This is a genomic window from Brooklawnia sp. (assembly GCF_049651565.1).
GTDB lineage: Bacteria > Actinomycetota > Actinomycetes > Propionibacteriales > Propionibacteriaceae > Brooklawnia.
This window is the reverse complement of sequence record NZ_JBASCI010000247.1, coordinates 1-15,563: the sequence shown is the minus strand read 5'-3', so window position 1 is coordinate 15,563 and position 15,563 is coordinate 1. Positions and strand designations below refer to the sequence as shown.

The window sequence follows — 15,563 nt, the reverse complement described above, 5'->3', positions numbered from 1 at the left end:
CCGCATAATTGTGCCCATGGCTCGCGTCCTCGTCGTCGACAACTACGACTCCTTTGTCTACAACGTCGTCCACTACCTGGCCCAGATCGGCGCCCGGGTCGACGTGTGGCGCAATGACGACCAGCGGTTCGCAGCCGACGACTGGGTGGCCGACTTCGACGGGGTGCTGCTGTCCCCCGGGCCCGGTGCGCCGCAGGACGCCGGAGTGAGCGTCGAGTTGGTGCGCCGCTTCGGTGGCCGGGTCCCGATCTTCGGGATCTGTCTGGGCCTGCAGGCGATCGGGGTGGCCCACGGCGCGGTGGTGGGCCGGGCGCCGGAGCTGGTGCACGGCAAGACCTCGCTGGTCCGCCACGACGGCCGTGGGGTGTTCAGCGGCCTGCCTGACCCGCTCATCGCCACCCGGTACCACTCGCTGGCGGTCGACCCGGCCACCCTGCCCGGCGAACTGGAGGTCACCGCCCGCACCGAGTCCGGGGTGATCATGGCCATCCGGCACGCCGAGTTGCCGATCGAGGCGGTGCAGTTCCACCCGGAGTCAGTGCTCACCCAGGGCGGCTACCAGATGCTCGCCAACTGGCTGGCGACCTGCGGGGACGCCGACGCCCCGGCCCGGGCGGCCGGCCTGGCACCGCTGATGCAGCCGGCCCTGGCCGGTCAGCTCGCGAACACCCAGCGGCGCTAACCGAGGATGTTGGTGGTCGGTGGCGGCATCGGGTCACCGCTGGCCACCCCGTCGGCCTCCCCCAGTTCGTGCAGGTGCCGCTCGGCCCGCTCCAGGTCTTCGCCGTACTCGTCCACCACGATCACGTTCCGGTCCATCTGCTTGAGCCGGTAGACCGCCCGGCCCAGCATGTGCGCCGAGATCGGGGCGACGACGAGTTGCAGGATCACCACCAGCAGCAGCGTCCACGAAACCCGCGACTTCTGCATGACGCACGCCAGGCCGGCGCACATCACGATCACCCCGAGCACCTGGGGTTTGGTGGACGCGTGCATCCGCGCGTACAGGCTGCGCAGTCTGGTCATGCCGATCGACGTCACCAGCACCAGGAACGAGCCGACCGCGATCAGCCCGACCCCCACCGCCTGCAACCACACGATCATCGTTCGTCCCCCGGCAGCGTCTTCTTCGCAATGATCTCGTCGGCGTCCGGGTGGACCGGCGCGTCGGTATCGGAGAACCGGGGTTCACCCTCCGCGGCCGCCTCGGCCGGGGTAAGGATGCGCCGTTCGCTGATCGCCTCGGCCTGGGAGAACCGGGCAATGGTGGTGGAGCTGATGAACGCCACCGAGGAGAACACCACCAGCAACGGCAGCAGGTCGACCCGGCCGGTCAACGCCATGGTGATGACCACGGTGCCGACCACAGCTGAGGTGATGACGTCCAGCGCGACGGCCCGGTCGAGGTTGCTCGGCCCCTTCTGCAGCCGGACGATCACCACGCCCATCCCGACCAGGATGCCGGCGAGGCAGGCATAGAGGACGTAGGTCACCTGGCGTCCTCCTTTCGGTGCAGGCGCCGCTTGGCCAGTACCCGTTCGCGATGCTCGGCCATCTCCTGGACGGTCAACCGACCCGCCTTCATCGACCCGCCCGGCCGGAACCCGGCGTCCATCAGTTCCTCGGCCGACGCCAATGCCCGCAGGATCCGCTCCTCCTGGATGAGCACCCGCTCGTGGGCCTCCTCGAGCGCGTCCGGCGCGTCCCCGACGTCGAAGACGTGGACGTACAGGGTGCCGGTGAGCCGGTGGGCGTCGATCACGATGGAGCCCGGGACGAGTGCGGTGAACCCTGCGGTGGCGGTCAGGAAGCCGTCGGAGTGGGCCCGGGTGGGGACGCGGATGATCGCCTCGCGCGGGGTTCGCCCGGTGAGGATGACGGTGACGATCTGGAATGCCGCCACGATGACGTCCCAGATGAACAGCCCGACCAGCCGGGCGAACGCGATCGGCCGGATGATCAGCCTTCGCCGCGGGCCGCGCGGCACCGGCAGCGCCCAGGTGACCGCCACCGCCAGCAGGAAGCCGGCCAGCAGGTTGCCCCAGCTGAGGTCACCCCACAGCAGCACCCACATGAACGTCAGCAGCACGATCGTCAGCGGGGACGCGCTGCGGTCCCACAGTTGCGAGGTGGTGCTGGGCATCAGGAGTCACCTCCCGGACTCGGCTGCGGTGATGGCGAGGCCTCGGGCGTCCCGCCCGGGGTCTGCAGCGGCGGAACCACCGGGGTCGGCGAGGTGCGCGGGCTCTCCTGCTCCTCCTCGGCCTCGGTGTGCGACTGGCCGGTGCCGCGTTCGGCGTCCGGCAGCACCGCGACCACGTAGGGCGCCTGTGCCCGCAACTCGATCGCGGCCCCCCGCGCGTAGGAGTAGATCGGGCCGGTGAAGAAGGTCAGCCCGAGCGAGGCCACGATCAGGGCGATGGTGGCCCCGGTCATCGTCCACGGCACGTGGCCCTTGACCACGTCCTCGTCCTCGGACGGCTGCCAGAACGCCATGCTCCAGCCGCGCATCAGCGCGTACAGCGTGAGCAGCGAGGTGATCAGACCGCCGGCGATCAGCGAGTAGTCGAGCGGTCGACCGTGCGCGACGGACGCCTCGATCAAGCCCAGCTTGCCCAGGAAGCCGGACATCGGTGGGATGCCGGCCAGGTTGAACGCCGGGATGAGGTACAGCACGCCCAGTAGCGGCCAGGCCTTCAGCAGCGACCCGAGCTTCACCAGCGACGTCGATCCGCCGACCCGCTCCATCAGGCCCGACACCAGGAACAGGGCGGTCTGGACGATGATGTGGTGGGCGGTGTAGAAGACCGCAGCCGTCAGCCCCTCGGCAGTGCCGATGCCGACGCCCCACAGCATGAAGCCGATGTGCGAGACCAGCGTGAACGACAGCAACCGCTTGATGTCGTCCTGCGCCACCGCGCCCATGATGCCGACGACCATCGTGACCAGGCCGAAGACCTGCAGCGCCCCGTTCAGGTCGGAGTCGGAGAAGATCGTGGTGTGGGTCCGGATGATCGCGTAGATGCCGACCTTGGTCAGCAAACCGGCGAAGACGGCGGTCACCGGGGCCGGCGCGATCGGGTAGGAGTCGGGCAGCCAGGCGTGCAGCGGGAAGATGGCCGCCTTCACACCGAACGCCACGAACAGCATCACCTGGATCAGTTGGGCCGCGCCCTGGTCGATCTCGGGTAGCCGGATCGCGATCTGTGCCATGTTGACGGTACCGACCGCCGCGTAGACCATGGCCAGCGCGATCAGGAAGATCGACGAGCTGACCACCGAGACCACCACGTAGACGGTGCCCGACCTGATCCGTTCACGGGTGCTGCCGAGGGTGATCAGCACGAAGCTGGCCACCAGCAGGATCTCGAACCCGACGTACAGGTTGAACAGGTCACCGGTGAGGAAGGCGTTGGACACCCCGGCCGACAGGATCAGGAAGGTCGGCTGGAAGACCGCGATCGGCAGCCGTTGGTTCTCGGCCAGGTCCTGGGTGAACGAGTAGATCAGCACGCACAGTGTCACGAAGACCGACACCAGCAGCATCAGCGCGCTCAGCCGGTCGGCGACCAGCGTGATGCCGATCGGAGCCGACCAGCCACCGACGTCCAGGGTGACCGGACCACTCAGGCTGAGGTAGCCGATGAAGATCGCGTCCAGCAGCACGATGCTGAGCGCCACCAGCGACACGATCCGTTGCCCGGTGTGCGAACGGGCCAGCAGCAGCGAGATGGCGGCACCGGCGAACGGCACCAGCACCGGGATGCCCAGCACCCACGACCACTCGGCGAGGTTCACTCGGCAACCCCGTCCCGGCTGGGTCGGCGGGGCAGCAGTTCGTCCACGGCACCTTCGAAGGCCGGCAGGTCCTCGGTCTCGTCGAAGACGATGGCGGCCTGGTCGTCCAGGCTTGCCCCCGAGTCGTCGGTGACCCGCTCGGCCACCGCGTCGCGGGCCGCGGCCAGCGCGATCCGGCGGTCCTCGTTGTCGTCCTGCACCTCGTCGTTGCCGTTGAGCTGCCAGGTGCGGTACGACATGGCCAGCATGAACGCGGTGAGCGCCAACCCGATGACGATCGCGGTCAGCACCATCGCCTGCGGCAGCGGGTCGGCCATCTCCTCGACCTCGCTCTGGCCGATGATCGGCGGTCCACCGGCGCGGCCACCCGACATCAGCACCATGACGTTGACGCCGTAGGTGATCAGGCTGGCCCCGATCACCACCCGGCTCAGCGAGCGTTCCAGCACCAGCACCGTGCCGCAACCGATCAGCACACCGACCAGCACCAGCAGCGCCAGGGACGGGGAGACGTCGATCATCGCGCCACCTCCTCGACCCGGGATCCGGCGTCGGGTGCCAGCTCGGGCGCGGATGCGCCCTCGGCCTCGGCCTGCCGGTCGACCTCGGCGCCCAGCGAACTGAGGATGTCCAGCACCAGGCCGATCACGATCAGGTAGACGCCGACGTCGAAGAACAGTGCGGTGGCCAGGTGGATCTCATTGAAGACCGGCAGCACCAGGTCGAAGACGGTGGTCTGCAGCACGGTGCCGCCGAAGAAGATCGGGGTGATGGCCGCGGTGGTGGCCACCGTCATGCCGATGCCCAGGATCGCGCCCGGACGGATCCGGGTGGCCAGCGCCAGTTCGAAGCGGCCGCCGGCGAGGTACCGGATGATCAGCGCGATGCCGGCCAGCATGCCGCCGGCGAAGCCGCCGCCGGGGTTGTTGTGGCCGGAGAACAGCAGGAACAGTGAGAAGATCACGATCGGGTGGAAGACCATCCGGGCCCCGATCTCGAAGACCAGCGACCTTCGCATCGGGGCCAACGTTGCCACCCCGGGCAGCCAGATCCGCCCTCGCCGGTCCGGACGCAGTGGTTCGCCGCGCCCCCGGCGTCCCCGGGCAACCAACTGCTCGGCCAGGATCCGCCGCTCCACCCGGCGGCTGCCCCACACCGCCCGCGCCGCAACCGCGGTCTGGAAGGCCCGTTGCAGGTCGGGTGCGCTGGCGCGCTCCCGGATGAAGATCAGTGAGGCCACGCCGGTGGCGGCGGCCAGCACCACCGAGATCTCACCCAGGGTGTCCCAGGCGCGGGTGTCGACAAGGGTGACGTTGACGATGTTGCGTCCGTATCCGAAGATCAGCACCTCTTGCGGGTAGTCGACAGTCACCGGCGGGTGGACGCGCGCCGAGGCCGCGATCCAGGCCAGCAGGGCAACCGAGATGCCTACCACGAAACCGATGATCACCCGCCCGATCCGGCTGGAGGCGTACGGCCGGTTGGAGAAGAACGGCGGCAACCGGCGCAGCACCAGCACGAACAGCACCAGGGTGACGGTCTCCACCAGCGCCTGGGTCAGCGCCAGGTCGGGGGCCCCCTGCAGCGCGAAAAGCAGCGCGGTGGAATAGCCGACGAAGGCCATCACCAGCACCGCCTTCATCCGCCGCCGCGACCGCACGATCAGCACCGCCGCCACGCAGGCCAGCACCGAGACCACGGCCTGGGTCGGCGAGTCCCACCAGCGCAGCGAGACCAGTCCCGGGGTGAAGCCGACGATCACCACCAGCGCGCCGGTGGCGATCAGGGTCAGCAGCATCACCGCCAGATAGTTCGGCAGCGAACCGGTCTGGATGGCGGCGGTCAGGTCGGCGGACAGGTTGTTGACGCCCCGCAGGATGCCGCGGTAGGCGTTGTCGGCGCTCGGGATGCGCAGCCTGGCCTGCGCCCGGCTGACCTGGCGGCGCCGGACGAACAGCAGGATGCCGACGGCGAAGATCAGCACGGTGGCCAGCACCGGGACGCCGAAGCCTCCCCACAGCACCAGGTGCCCGGCCTGCCCGGGGTAGAGGTCGGCGTGCGGGACCAGCAGCGCCTCCACCCGACCGGGCAGCACGCCGGCGACCAGGCCACCGACGGCCAGGATCGCGATCGGGCCGATCAGGCGGACGTCCAGCCGGTGTTCGTGGACTTCCTCGACGCCATTCTTGGTGGCGAACGCGCCCCACCAGAACCGCAGCGAGTAGGCCGCCGTCAGCATCGACCCGAGCACCACCCCAGCGAAGACCACCCAGTCGCCGCGCTCGACCAGGGCGTGCAGCGAGGCCTCCTTGCCGACGTAGCCGAGCAGCGGCGGCACCCCTGCCATGGACGCCACCGCCAGCGTCGCCGCCGCCGTCAGACCGGGCAGCGCCCGCGCCAGGCCGGACAGTTCGCGCAGGTCGCGGGTGCCGAACTCGTGGTCGATGGCGCCCACCACCAGGAACAACGACGCCTTGAACATCGCGTGCGCTGCCAGCATCGCCAACCCGGCCAACGCGACGCCTCGATCGCCGTGCCCGACCAGCACCATGATGAAGCCGAGCTGGGAGACGGTACCGAACGCGAGCAGCAGCTTCAGGTCGTACTGCCGCAGCGACCGGTAACCGCCGATGATCATGGTGGTCAGCCCGGCGGCCAGCAGGATGGGTTGCCAGATCGGGTAGGACGCGAAGCCGGGCGCCAGCCGGGCAACCAGATAGACGCCGGCCTTGACCATCGCGGCCGCGTGCAGGTAGCCGGATACCGGGGTGGGTGCGGCCATCGCGGCCGGCAACCAGAAGTGGAACGGCACCTGCGCCGACTTGGTCAGCGCGCCCAGCAGGATGAGCACGATCGCGGTCGGCACCAGCACCGGGTGCGCGCCCTCGCCGAGCGTCCCGGCTGCTGCACTGGCGACCAGGTCGGACAGCACGAATGACCCGCCGGGCAGCAGGCCGAGCATCGCGATGCCGGCCAGCATGGCCAGCCCACCGAAGGTGGTGACGATGATGGCCTGCATGGCCGCCTGCCGAGACGGCTGCCGTTCGTGGTAGTGCCCGATCAGCAGGAAGCTAAAGACGGTGGTGAGTTCCCAGAACAGGTAGACGATCGTGGTGTTGTTGGCGGTGACCAGGCCCAGCATCGCGCCGGCGAAGGCGACGAAGACGCCACCGAACCGGCCCAGCGCGGTGGCGGAGCGTCCGAAGTACGCCCAGCAGTAGATCAGGATCAGCGCGCCGATCCCGCCCACGATCAACGTCATCAACCAGCTCAGCGCGTCCAGCCGGAACTCCGGGTCGAGGCCGAGTTGCGGCACCCAGGTCACCTGCTGGACCGGTGGCTCACCGCCGAAGACGGTACCGGTCTGCCAGGCCGCCCACACCGCCGCGGATCCGGGCACCAGCGCCAGCAGCGCGAATGCCTTGCGGCCGAGGAGCTTGAACAGTAGAGGGGCCATCACAGCTGCCACTGCGTGGACGCAAAGCAGCTGGATCAAGATGGGGCTCCCAACTCTCAGACAGATTCGAGCCCGATTCTAACGGAGCCGCAACCTCGTCTCACTGCGGCCGAAGCAAAGGGAACAGGATGGTTTCGCGGATACCGGCGCCGGTGAACATCATTATCAGCCGGTCGACGCCCATGCCCATGCCGCCCATCGGCGGTGCGCCCTGTTCCAGTGCGGCGAGGAAGTCCTCGTCCAGCTGCATAGCTTCCGGGTCACCGGCCGCGGCGGCCAGTGACTGCTGGGTGAGGATCTGGCGCTGGATGATCGGGTCGATCAGCTCGTTGAACCCGGTGGCCCGCTCGACCCCGCCGATGATCAGGTCCCAGGCCTCGATCTTGCCCGGTTCGCTGCGGTGCCGGCGGGCCAGCGGCTGGGCGACCTCGGGGAAGTCGCAGACGAAGGTGGGGTTGACCAGACCGGGCTCGACCAGCTCCTCGTACAGCTCCATGACCAGCTTGCCGTTGCCCCACTTGGGGTCCCACGGCACCTCGTGGGCGTCGGCGTACTTGCGGAGGACGTCCACCGGGGTGTCGACCTCGACCTGCTCACCGAGCGCCTCGCTGATCGCGGGGTAGATCGGCAGCCAGGTCCACTCGGCGTCCAGGTCGATGACTTGCCCGTCGGGTCGCTCGATCTGGTGGACGCCGACCACGTCGGCCGCGTCCATGATCATCTTCCTGGTGAGTTCGGCGATGCTGCGGTGGTCGCCCCAGCTCTGGTAGGCCTCCAGCATGGTGAACTCGGCGGAATGGGTGGAGTCGATGCCCTCGTTGCGGAAGATCCGGCCGATCTCGTAGACGCGGTCGGTGCCGCCGACCATCGCCCGCTTCAGGTACAGCTCCAAGGCGATCCGCAGCGTCATGTCGATGTCGAACGCGTTGAGGTGGGTCTGGAACGGCCGGGCCGCCGCCCCGCCGTGGATGAGCTGCAGCGTCGGGGTCTCGACTTCGAGGAAGCCGGCGTCGTCCAGTGTCCTGCGCAGCGACTTGGTGACCGCGGCGCGTACCCGGACCATCTCGCGGGCCTCCGGGCGGACGATCAGGTCGGCGTAACGCTTGCGGACCCTGGCCTCTTCGGACAGGTCCTTGTGCAGGGTGGGCAGTGGGCGCAGCGCCTTGCTGGCGAGCTTCCACTGCGACGCCATCACCGACAACTCGCCGCGGCGCGAGCTGACCACCCGGCCGCGCACCCAGATGAAATCGCCCAGGTCGACGTCGGCCTTCCAGTCGGCCAGTGCCTGTTCACCGACTTCGGCGAGCGAGATCATCACCTGCAACCGCTCGCCGTTGCTGTCCTGGTCGAACCCGTCCTGAACGGTGGCGAAGCAGAGCTTGCCGGTGTTGCGCAGGAAGACCACTCGGCCGCCGATCTCGACGACGTCCTGGGTCTCCTCCCCGGGCGCGAGGTCGGGCCAGCCCTGCCGAACCTGTTCCAGGGTGTGGCTGCGGGACATGTCGACCGGGTACGGCTCCCGGTCGGTGCCGATCATCCGGGCGCGCTTGTCACGACGGATCTGGTGCTGCTCTACGATGTCGGCCTGGTCATTCACGCGGGCCAGCCTAGCGTTTCGGCTCATGGGCGAAGCTCAGCAGCCGTCCGGCCGCCCAGCGCGCGGTGCCCTTGTGGCCGGGCTTGAGTCTGGCGCCGAGCTGGGCGTCGGCCACGATGGTGCTCTCCATCTGGTCGGGCAGCCGCAGGACCAGTTCGCGGTCGGCCTGCGCGGAGCTGCCGAGCTTGCGCACCTTGACCACGGTCACCGGGGACTCCATGATCAGCTGCCCAGAGCTGGTGCGGCCCTGCCTTCGGGTGCGCAGGAACAGCCCGACCAGGAAGATGACCAGGCCGAGCGTCATCAGGGCAGCGGCGATGCCGAGCAGCCAGGACAACAGTTCGATGGGCGTCACAAGGTCCTCACTCGCTGCTGTGCTGGTCCTGGATGCCACCACCGAGCTCCGGCACCCAGCCGGTCAGCCGATCGCCGGCGAAGTGGACGACTCCCTGCTGGCCACGGAAGATGACATCCACCTGGCTGGGGGTGGCGAGCAGTTCCCGCTGGTGACCGTCGTCGAACCTGAACGCCACCCAGTGCTGGGCGCGGCCGCCGGCGGTCAGCTCGCGCACGCCCAGCACCTGGGCGTGCGCAGCGACGATCTCCGCCGGAGCGCCCGGGTTCATCTTCATCAGCAGCGCGAACACGGCCAGGATCACCAGGGCCACCACCGTCAGGACGATGACCAGCCACATCGACACGCCGTCAGCTCCCTGCGGTCAGCACCAGGCCCGCGTTCTCGTCGATGGCTGCAAGCTTGGTGGCGGCGCTCTGGTCCTTGGGACGCAGCGAGATCTTCAGGCCATAGGTGACGTCCCCGGCGGCCTCGACAGCGGCTGCCACTTCCTCGGCACCCAGCAGTGAGCCGTTCGGGGCGACGCTGGTGCCGGCCAACGGCAGGTGCTGGTCGGCCCAGGGGCCACCGAAGGCGGTCTCCTCCCCGGAACAACTGGAGAACCCGACGTGCCGCAGCCAGCCGGACGCCGCTGCCTGCCTGATGTGGGCCAGCGGCGTCTCCGCGCTGCGGCCCTCGATGGCGCTGCGCGCCCAGTTGATCACCAGGCCCAGCCGGACGTCGGGGACCTCGGCGGACACCTTGTCGAGGACGGCGATCTCCTGGCCGACGGTGAGGTATCCCTTGTTGGGCTGCTGGCCCGGCACCCAGGCGTCACAGTGCTCCACCCACAACTCGGCGCCGCCCCAGTCCCAGCCGGCCATTTCGCGCAGCGACTCGGCGAAGAACTCGGGCGAGGCCTTCCCGGTCGGCGCGGAGTGCACCTGCACCGCCTTGATCCGGTGGCCCTCGGCGTTCAGCGCGGACACCGCGGCGGCCATTTCACGGGCCCACGCCAAGGCTCGCTCCCGGCCGCCACGGTCGGGGGACGCGAGGCCGAACTCGGCGTCCTCGGCATTGCGAGCCGTGGTGCCCGGGATGCCGGTGACGATCGCGGCCAGCGTGTCGGGTGCGCCGTCCGGCCATTCGAGGGAGTCGGTGTAGCCCAGCTCCAGCCCGGCCAGCCAGCCGTGGCCGATCAGCCCGGCCATGAACTCTCGGCGGCCCTCGGCGTCGGCGGGCCACACGTTGTATGCGGATGAGTAAAGTTCCATGGGCTGCTCCCTCGCGTGACGACAACTGCCCCAAGTCTGGCACGCCCGGCCCCCGGCTGCGCTGCCCTGGTGGCCGCGGACTGAAGGCAGGATCCGGGCAGACCGTGACCGGGTGCATCCACTCGTTTGCGGTCGCCAGGCACAGCGAGGACGATTGCTCCGACGGGATCGAAAATGCACGCGTCTGGCCCCTGGAGCGAACAGTTTCGGGCATCTTCGACGGAGAGTGCCCGCGGCGCCGAGCCAGGGCGGGTCGCCCATACGTCTTGGTTCCCGGACGTGCAGATCCTGTCCACCGGCGCCGAAACTGCTCGCGTCTGGTGCCCAGAGCGGGCACTGTCCCGTCCCCCGGGCCCGGAACTGCCCAGCGGAGATCGTGCACAACCAGGCACCAATTCCAGGCCCGCTCTTGTGAGTGAGCACTCACTCAGCTATCTTTGAGCGCCGTGGCAAGAGCAACTCCCCTGCCGCCCGACGAGCGGCGCCAGACCATTATCGACGCTGCCCGCCCGCTGCTGGTGGCCGGCGGCGGGCAGTTCACCACCAGGCAGGTGGCCGAGGCGGCCGGGGTTGCCGAGGGTACCATCTTCCGGGTCTTCGAGTGCAAGCAGGATTTGATGGCGGCGGTCATCGAGGACACCCTCGACCCCACCGAGCTGTGCCTGCGCATCCGCGGCCTGGCGCCCCAGCCGTCCCTCGCACAGCACGTGGCAAGGCTGGTCGAACTGCTGGTCGCCGACGCCGGCGCCGTCCACGCGGTCGCGTCCGCGCTGCACTCGGCCCCGGGTGGTCTGACCGCATCGGCCCACCGCGGCCACGACAAGGCCGCGCACCATCAGCGCGCCGTCGCGGTGAGCGAGGCGCTGGTGGACTCCCTCACCCCATTCGCCGACCAGATCAGGGTCTCCCTGCCGCAAGCCGCGGCGGTCATCCGGATCATGGCGATGGCATCGGGCCACCCGATGCTCGCCGACCTCGACTTCGGTGACCCGGCCGGCATCGCCGAGGTCATCGTCCACGGCGTCCACACCCCTCAAGAGGACTGACATGCTGACCAGACTCGTCAACACCTACATCCGGCCCTACTGGTTGACGCTGGTCGGCGTCGTGGTCTTCCAGCTGGTGGCCACCGTGGCGTCGCTGTCACTGCCCAGCCTGAACGCCCGCATCATCGACAACGGTGTCGCCAAGGGCGATACCGACTACATCATCCGCAACGGCGCCGTCATGCTCGCCGTCAGCCTCACCCAGGCGCTCAGCCAGATGATCGCGGTCTACTTCGGCGCCAAGGCGGCGATGGCGTTCGGACGCGACGTCCGGGCGGCGGTCTTCGACCGGACACTGTCGTTCAGCACCCGCGAGCTCAACCAGTTCGGTGCCCCCAGCCTGATCACCCGAAGCACCAACGACGTGCAGCAGGTTCAGATGCTGGTGCTGATGACCTGCATCATGATGATCTCGGCCCCGATCACGATGGTCGGCGGGGTGTTCATGGCGCTGCGCGAAGATCTTGTGCTGTCGTGGCTGATCCTGGTGGCAGTGGTGCTGCTCGGCTCGGTGATCGGCATCCTGGTCTGGCGGATGACCCCACTGTTCCAGGCCAACCAGGTGAAGATCGACACCATCAACCAGGTGGTCCGGGAACAGATCACCGGCATCCGGGTGATCCGGGCGTTCACCCGTGAGCCGCTCGAACGGCAGCGGTTCGACAAGGCCAACGCCAACATCATGCGGCTCGCGTTCGCCATCGGCACCCTGTTCGCGGTGCTCTTCCCGTTCGTCATGTTCGTGATGAACATGGGCAGCGTCGGGGTGATGTGGTTCGGCGGCATGCGGGTTGATGCCGGCGAAATGCAGGTCGGCCAGCTCACCGCCTTCCTGCAGTACCTGATGCAGATCCTGATGAGCGTGATGATGGCGACGATGATGGTGATGATGGCTCCTCGCGCCGCCGTCTGCGCCAAGCGCATCATGGAGGTGCTTGGAACCTCTTCCACTGTGGTGCCACCGACCGACCCGGTCACCGTGCTGCCCGAGCAGGGCACCGTCCGCTTCGAGGACGTGGAGTTCGCCTACCCGGGGGCCGACGACCCGGTGTTGTCGGGCATCACCTTCGAGATGCGGCCGGGCCAGACCACTGCGGTGGTCGGCTCCACCGGTTCCGGCAAGTCGACGCTGGTCAACCTGATTCCGCGGCTGTTCGATGCCACCGGCGGCCGGGTGCTGGTCGACGGTGTCGACGTCCGCGACATCGACCCGGACGTGCTGTGGAGCCGGATCGGCCTGGTGCCGCAGCGGGCCTACCTGTTCAGCGGCACCGTCAGGTCGAACATGGCCTACGGTGACCCGGACGCGTCCGAGGACGAGATCTGGCAGGCCCTCGACATCGCGCAGGCGTCCGACTTCGTCAGCGAGATGGATGGGCAACTGGACGCGGCCATCGCGCAGGGCGGCAGCAACGTCTCGGGCGGTCAGCGGCAGCGGCTGTCGATCGCCCGGGCGCTGGTCAAGCAGCCGGAGATCTATGTCTTCGACGACGCGTTCAGCGCGCTGGACGTCGCCACCGACGCCCGGCTGAGGGCCGCGCTGGCGTCCCGAACCGAGAACGCGGCGGTGCTGATCGTGGCGCAGCGCGCTTCCACCATCAGGCAGGCCGATCAGATCGTGGTGCTGGAGCAGGGCCGCATAGTCGGGCTGGATGGGCACGATGAGTTGCTCGCCAGCTGTGAGACCTATCGCGAGATCGTTGAGTCGCAGCTGAGTGTCGAGGAGGCCGCAGCATGAGCCGGCAGCAAGAAACCCCGGCCCACCGCACTGTCGCCCAGCAGGCGGCTCCGGAGCGGCCCCGCGTCGGCCCAGGTCGGATGGGGCACGGGCCGATGGCGCAGAACGTCAACGAGAAGGCGATCAACTTCGGCCCGTCGCTGCGTCGACTGCTGGGTCTGCTGCGGCCCGAGCGCATGCTGTTCGCGGTCGTGATTGCGATGGGCACGTTCGCTGTGGTGGCCTCCGTGGTGGGGCCGAAGATCCTCGGACGGGCCACCGATGTCATCTTCAACGGCGTGATCGGCCGCCAGCTGCCGCCCGGCATGACCAAGCAGCAGGTGATCGACATGCTCCGGGCCAACGGACAGGGCCAGCTCGCCGACATGCTGGGCGGGCTGAACGTCATTCCCGGCCAGGGCGTCGACTTCGACCAATTGAGCCGCTGGCTGCTGCTGGCGCTCGGGCTGTACGTTGCCTCAGCGCTGCTCAGCTTCCTGCAGAACTACCTGCTCAACCGCGCGGTACAGCGCACCGTTTACCGGATGCGCGACCAACTGCGGGCCAAGCTTGACCGGCTGCCGTTGCGCTACTTCGACGCCCAGCCCCGCGGCGAGTTGCTGAGCCGCATCACCAACGACATGGACAACGTGTCGCAGTCGCTGCAGCAGACCCTCGGCCAGCTACTGAACGCGCTGCTCACGCTGATCGGCGTGACCATCATGATGTTCACTGTCAGCCCGCTGCTGGCCTGGCTGACGCTGGCCATCGTGCCGATCGCTGGGGTGGTCTCCGCACTGATCGGCAAGCGGGCGCAGAAGCAGTTCGTGGCCATGTGGACGGCCACCGGTGAGCTCAACGGGGTGGTCGAGGAGGCCTACACCGGGCACGCGCTGGTCAAGGTCTTCGGACGCCAGCGCGAGGTCGCCCACAGCTTCGACCAGACCAACCAGAAGCTGTTCAACTCCTCGTTCCGGGCCCAGTTCATCTCCGGCATCATCATGCCGGTCAACTTCCTGATCGGGAACCTGAACTACGTGGTGATCGCGGTGGTCGGCGGTCTGCAGGTGGCCAACGGCCGGATGCCGCTGGGCAACGTGCAGGCGTTCATCCAGTACTCCCGGATGTTCACCCAGCCGATCACCCAGATCGCGTCGATGGCGAACCTGCTGCAATCCGGGGTCGCCTCGGCCGAGCGGGTCTTCGAGGTGCTGGACGCCACCGAGATGAGCCCGGACGCCGACGGGCGGCTGCCCGAGGTGATCGAGGGCCACGTCGAGTTCCGCGACGTCGACTTCAGCTACACCCCGCAGCGTCCGTTGATCACCGGGCTCGACCTGGAGGCCAGGCCCGGCCAGACCATCGCCATCGTCGGCCCGACCGGGGCCGGCAAGACCACGCTGGTCAACCTGCTGGAGCGGTTCTACGAGATCCAGGGCGGCCAGATCCTGCTCGACGGGGTCGACATCACCTCGGTGCCCCGGGCCACGCTGCGCAGCCAGTTGGGCATGGTGCTGCAGGACACCTGGCTGTTCGGCGGGTCGATCCGCGACAACATCGCCTACGGCAAACCGGGAGCCACCGAGGACGAGGTGGTGGCCGCCGCGACGGCTGCGCACGTGGAGGCCTTCGTCCACCAGCTGCCCGACGGCTACGACACGGTGATCAACGAGGAGGGCACCAACGTCTCCGCCGGCGAGAAGCAGTTGATCACGATCGCCCGGGCGTTCATCGCCGACCCGGAGGTGCTGATCCTGGACGAGGCGACCTCGTCGGTGGACACCCGCACCGAGGTGCTGGTGCAGCAGGCGATGGCCCGGCTGCGGTCGGGACGCACCTCCTTCGTGATCGCGCACCGGTTGTCGACGATCCGGGACGCCGACCTGATCCTGGTGATGCAGGACGGCGCCATCGTCGAGAAGGGCAACCACGACGAGCTGATCGAGGCCCGGGGCGCCTACTACGAGCTGTACCAGTCGCAGTTCGCAGCAGCTCTTGGCCAGGCCTGACTGGCTGGGCCTGCTCGGCGCCGGGACGCCGAGGGTCTGGCCGGGCCTGCTTGGCGCCGGGACGCCGAGGGTCTGGCCGAGCCGGCTCCTGGCGTGTGGTTCCGGCAACCCCGGGTCGCCGCCCAGGCGTCCCACAGTTGCGCACCGATCCGGCGGTCATGCTAGATGGTGGTCATGACGATCCACTCGACCCACCCGTTCGCCGATGCCAGCCGCGAGCCGGGCCGCCAGTTCCGGGGCCGGCTGGGCGGCCGGGTCAGCCTGTGGACTGCCGGGGTCGGCGCGTCCAGGGCGGGGCTGACGGTCACCTCGTTGCTCGCGGTGGGCGGTC

Annotated in this window: 14 protein-coding genes; 4 read left to right on the top strand and 10 right to left on the bottom strand. The window is 68.8% G+C overall.

What is annotated here, in order from left to right; all coding sequences use genetic code 11:
- Positions 1 to 16: 16 nt before the first annotated feature.
- Complete coding sequence (locus WBL05_RS11775; RefSeq protein ID WP_424226140.1) at positions 17 to 682, top strand: aminodeoxychorismate/anthranilate synthase component II; 666 nt, start codon at positions 17 to 19, stop codon at positions 680 to 682.
- On the opposite strand, the gene mnhG is transcribed toward WBL05_RS11775, so the two are convergent.
- The 10 genes from mnhG to WBL05_RS11725 form a co-directional block, all read right to left on the bottom strand.
- Entirely contained in the window at positions 679 to 1,104 is a 426-nt protein-coding gene (gene mnhG / locus WBL05_RS11770; RefSeq protein WP_424226138.1) for a monovalent cation/H(+) antiporter subunit G, read from the bottom strand. The genes WBL05_RS11775 and mnhG overlap by 4 nt on opposite strands.
- A complete protein-coding gene (locus WBL05_RS11765; protein ID WP_424226136.1) occupies positions 1,101 to 1,493 on the bottom strand; it encodes a monovalent cation/H+ antiporter complex subunit F in 393 nt (130 codons plus the stop codon). The genes mnhG and WBL05_RS11765 overlap by 4 nt, the downstream gene beginning before the upstream one ends.
- Entirely contained in the window at positions 1,490 to 2,143 is a 654-nt protein-coding gene (locus WBL05_RS11760; RefSeq protein ID WP_424226134.1) for a Na+/H+ antiporter subunit E, read from the bottom strand. The genes WBL05_RS11765 and WBL05_RS11760 overlap by 4 nt, the downstream gene beginning before the upstream one ends.
- Positions 2,143 to 3,798 (bottom strand): Na+/H+ antiporter subunit D, encoded by a 1,656-nt coding sequence (locus tag WBL05_RS11755; protein WP_424226133.1) that lies wholly within the window; start codon positions 3,796 to 3,798, stop codon positions 2,143 to 2,145. Before WBL05_RS11755 ends, WBL05_RS11760 begins: the two co-directional genes overlap by 1 nt.
- Positions 3,795 to 4,319 carry a Na(+)/H(+) antiporter subunit C gene (locus tag WBL05_RS11750; protein WP_424226131.1) on the bottom strand — a complete coding sequence of 175 codons (525 nt, stop codon included), beginning with the start codon at positions 4,317 to 4,319 and terminating at the stop codon, positions 3,795 to 3,797. The genes WBL05_RS11755 and WBL05_RS11750 overlap by 4 nt, the downstream gene beginning before the upstream one ends.
- Positions 4,316 to 7,294 (bottom strand): Na+/H+ antiporter subunit A, encoded by a 2,979-nt coding sequence (locus WBL05_RS11745; protein WP_424226130.1) that lies wholly within the window; start codon positions 7,292 to 7,294, stop codon positions 4,316 to 4,318. Before WBL05_RS11745 ends, WBL05_RS11750 begins: the two co-directional genes overlap by 4 nt.
- 61 nt (positions 7,295 to 7,355) lie before the next feature.
- Complete coding sequence (gene lysS, locus WBL05_RS11740; protein ID WP_424226128.1) at positions 7,356 to 8,879, bottom strand: lysine--tRNA ligase; 1,524 nt, start codon at positions 8,877 to 8,879, stop codon at positions 7,356 to 7,358.
- Positions 8,863 to 9,207, bottom strand: coding sequence for a hypothetical protein (locus tag WBL05_RS11735; RefSeq protein WP_424226126.1), 345 nt, complete (start codon positions 9,205 to 9,207; stop codon positions 8,863 to 8,865). The genes lysS and WBL05_RS11735 overlap by 17 nt, the downstream gene beginning before the upstream one ends.
- A 7-nt stretch (positions 9,208 to 9,214) precedes the next feature.
- Entirely contained in the window at positions 9,215 to 9,553 is a 339-nt protein-coding gene (locus WBL05_RS11730) for a hypothetical protein (RefSeq protein ID WP_424226125.1), read from the bottom strand.
- A gap of 4 nt (positions 9,554 to 9,557) precedes the next feature.
- The gene (locus WBL05_RS11725) at positions 9,558 to 10,460 is read right to left on the bottom strand and encodes a DUF4862 family protein (RefSeq protein WP_424226123.1); all 903 of its coding nucleotides are present in this window, start codon (positions 10,458 to 10,460) and stop codon (positions 9,558 to 9,560) included.
- 446 nt (positions 10,461 to 10,906) lie between these two features.
- Here WBL05_RS11725 and WBL05_RS11720 point away from each other — a divergent pair, with 446 nt between their 5' ends.
- The 3 genes from WBL05_RS11720 to WBL05_RS11710 are packed head-to-tail and all read left to right on the top strand — an operon-like array spanning position 10,907 to position 15,232.
- A complete protein-coding gene (locus tag WBL05_RS11720) occupies positions 10,907 to 11,506 on the top strand; it encodes a TetR/AcrR family transcriptional regulator (RefSeq protein ID WP_424226121.1) in 600 nt (199 codons plus the stop codon).
- Between the two features lies 1 nt (position 11,507).
- Positions 11,508 to 13,244, top strand: coding sequence for an ABC transporter ATP-binding protein (locus WBL05_RS11715; protein ID WP_424226119.1), 1,737 nt, complete (start codon positions 11,508 to 11,510; stop codon positions 13,242 to 13,244).
- The gene (locus WBL05_RS11710; protein ID WP_424226117.1) at positions 13,241 to 15,232 is read left to right on the top strand and encodes an ABC transporter ATP-binding protein; all 1,992 of its coding nucleotides are present in this window, start codon (positions 13,241 to 13,243) and stop codon (positions 15,230 to 15,232) included. Before WBL05_RS11715 ends, WBL05_RS11710 begins: the two co-directional genes overlap by 4 nt.
- Positions 15,233 to 15,563: the final 331 nt, after the last annotated feature.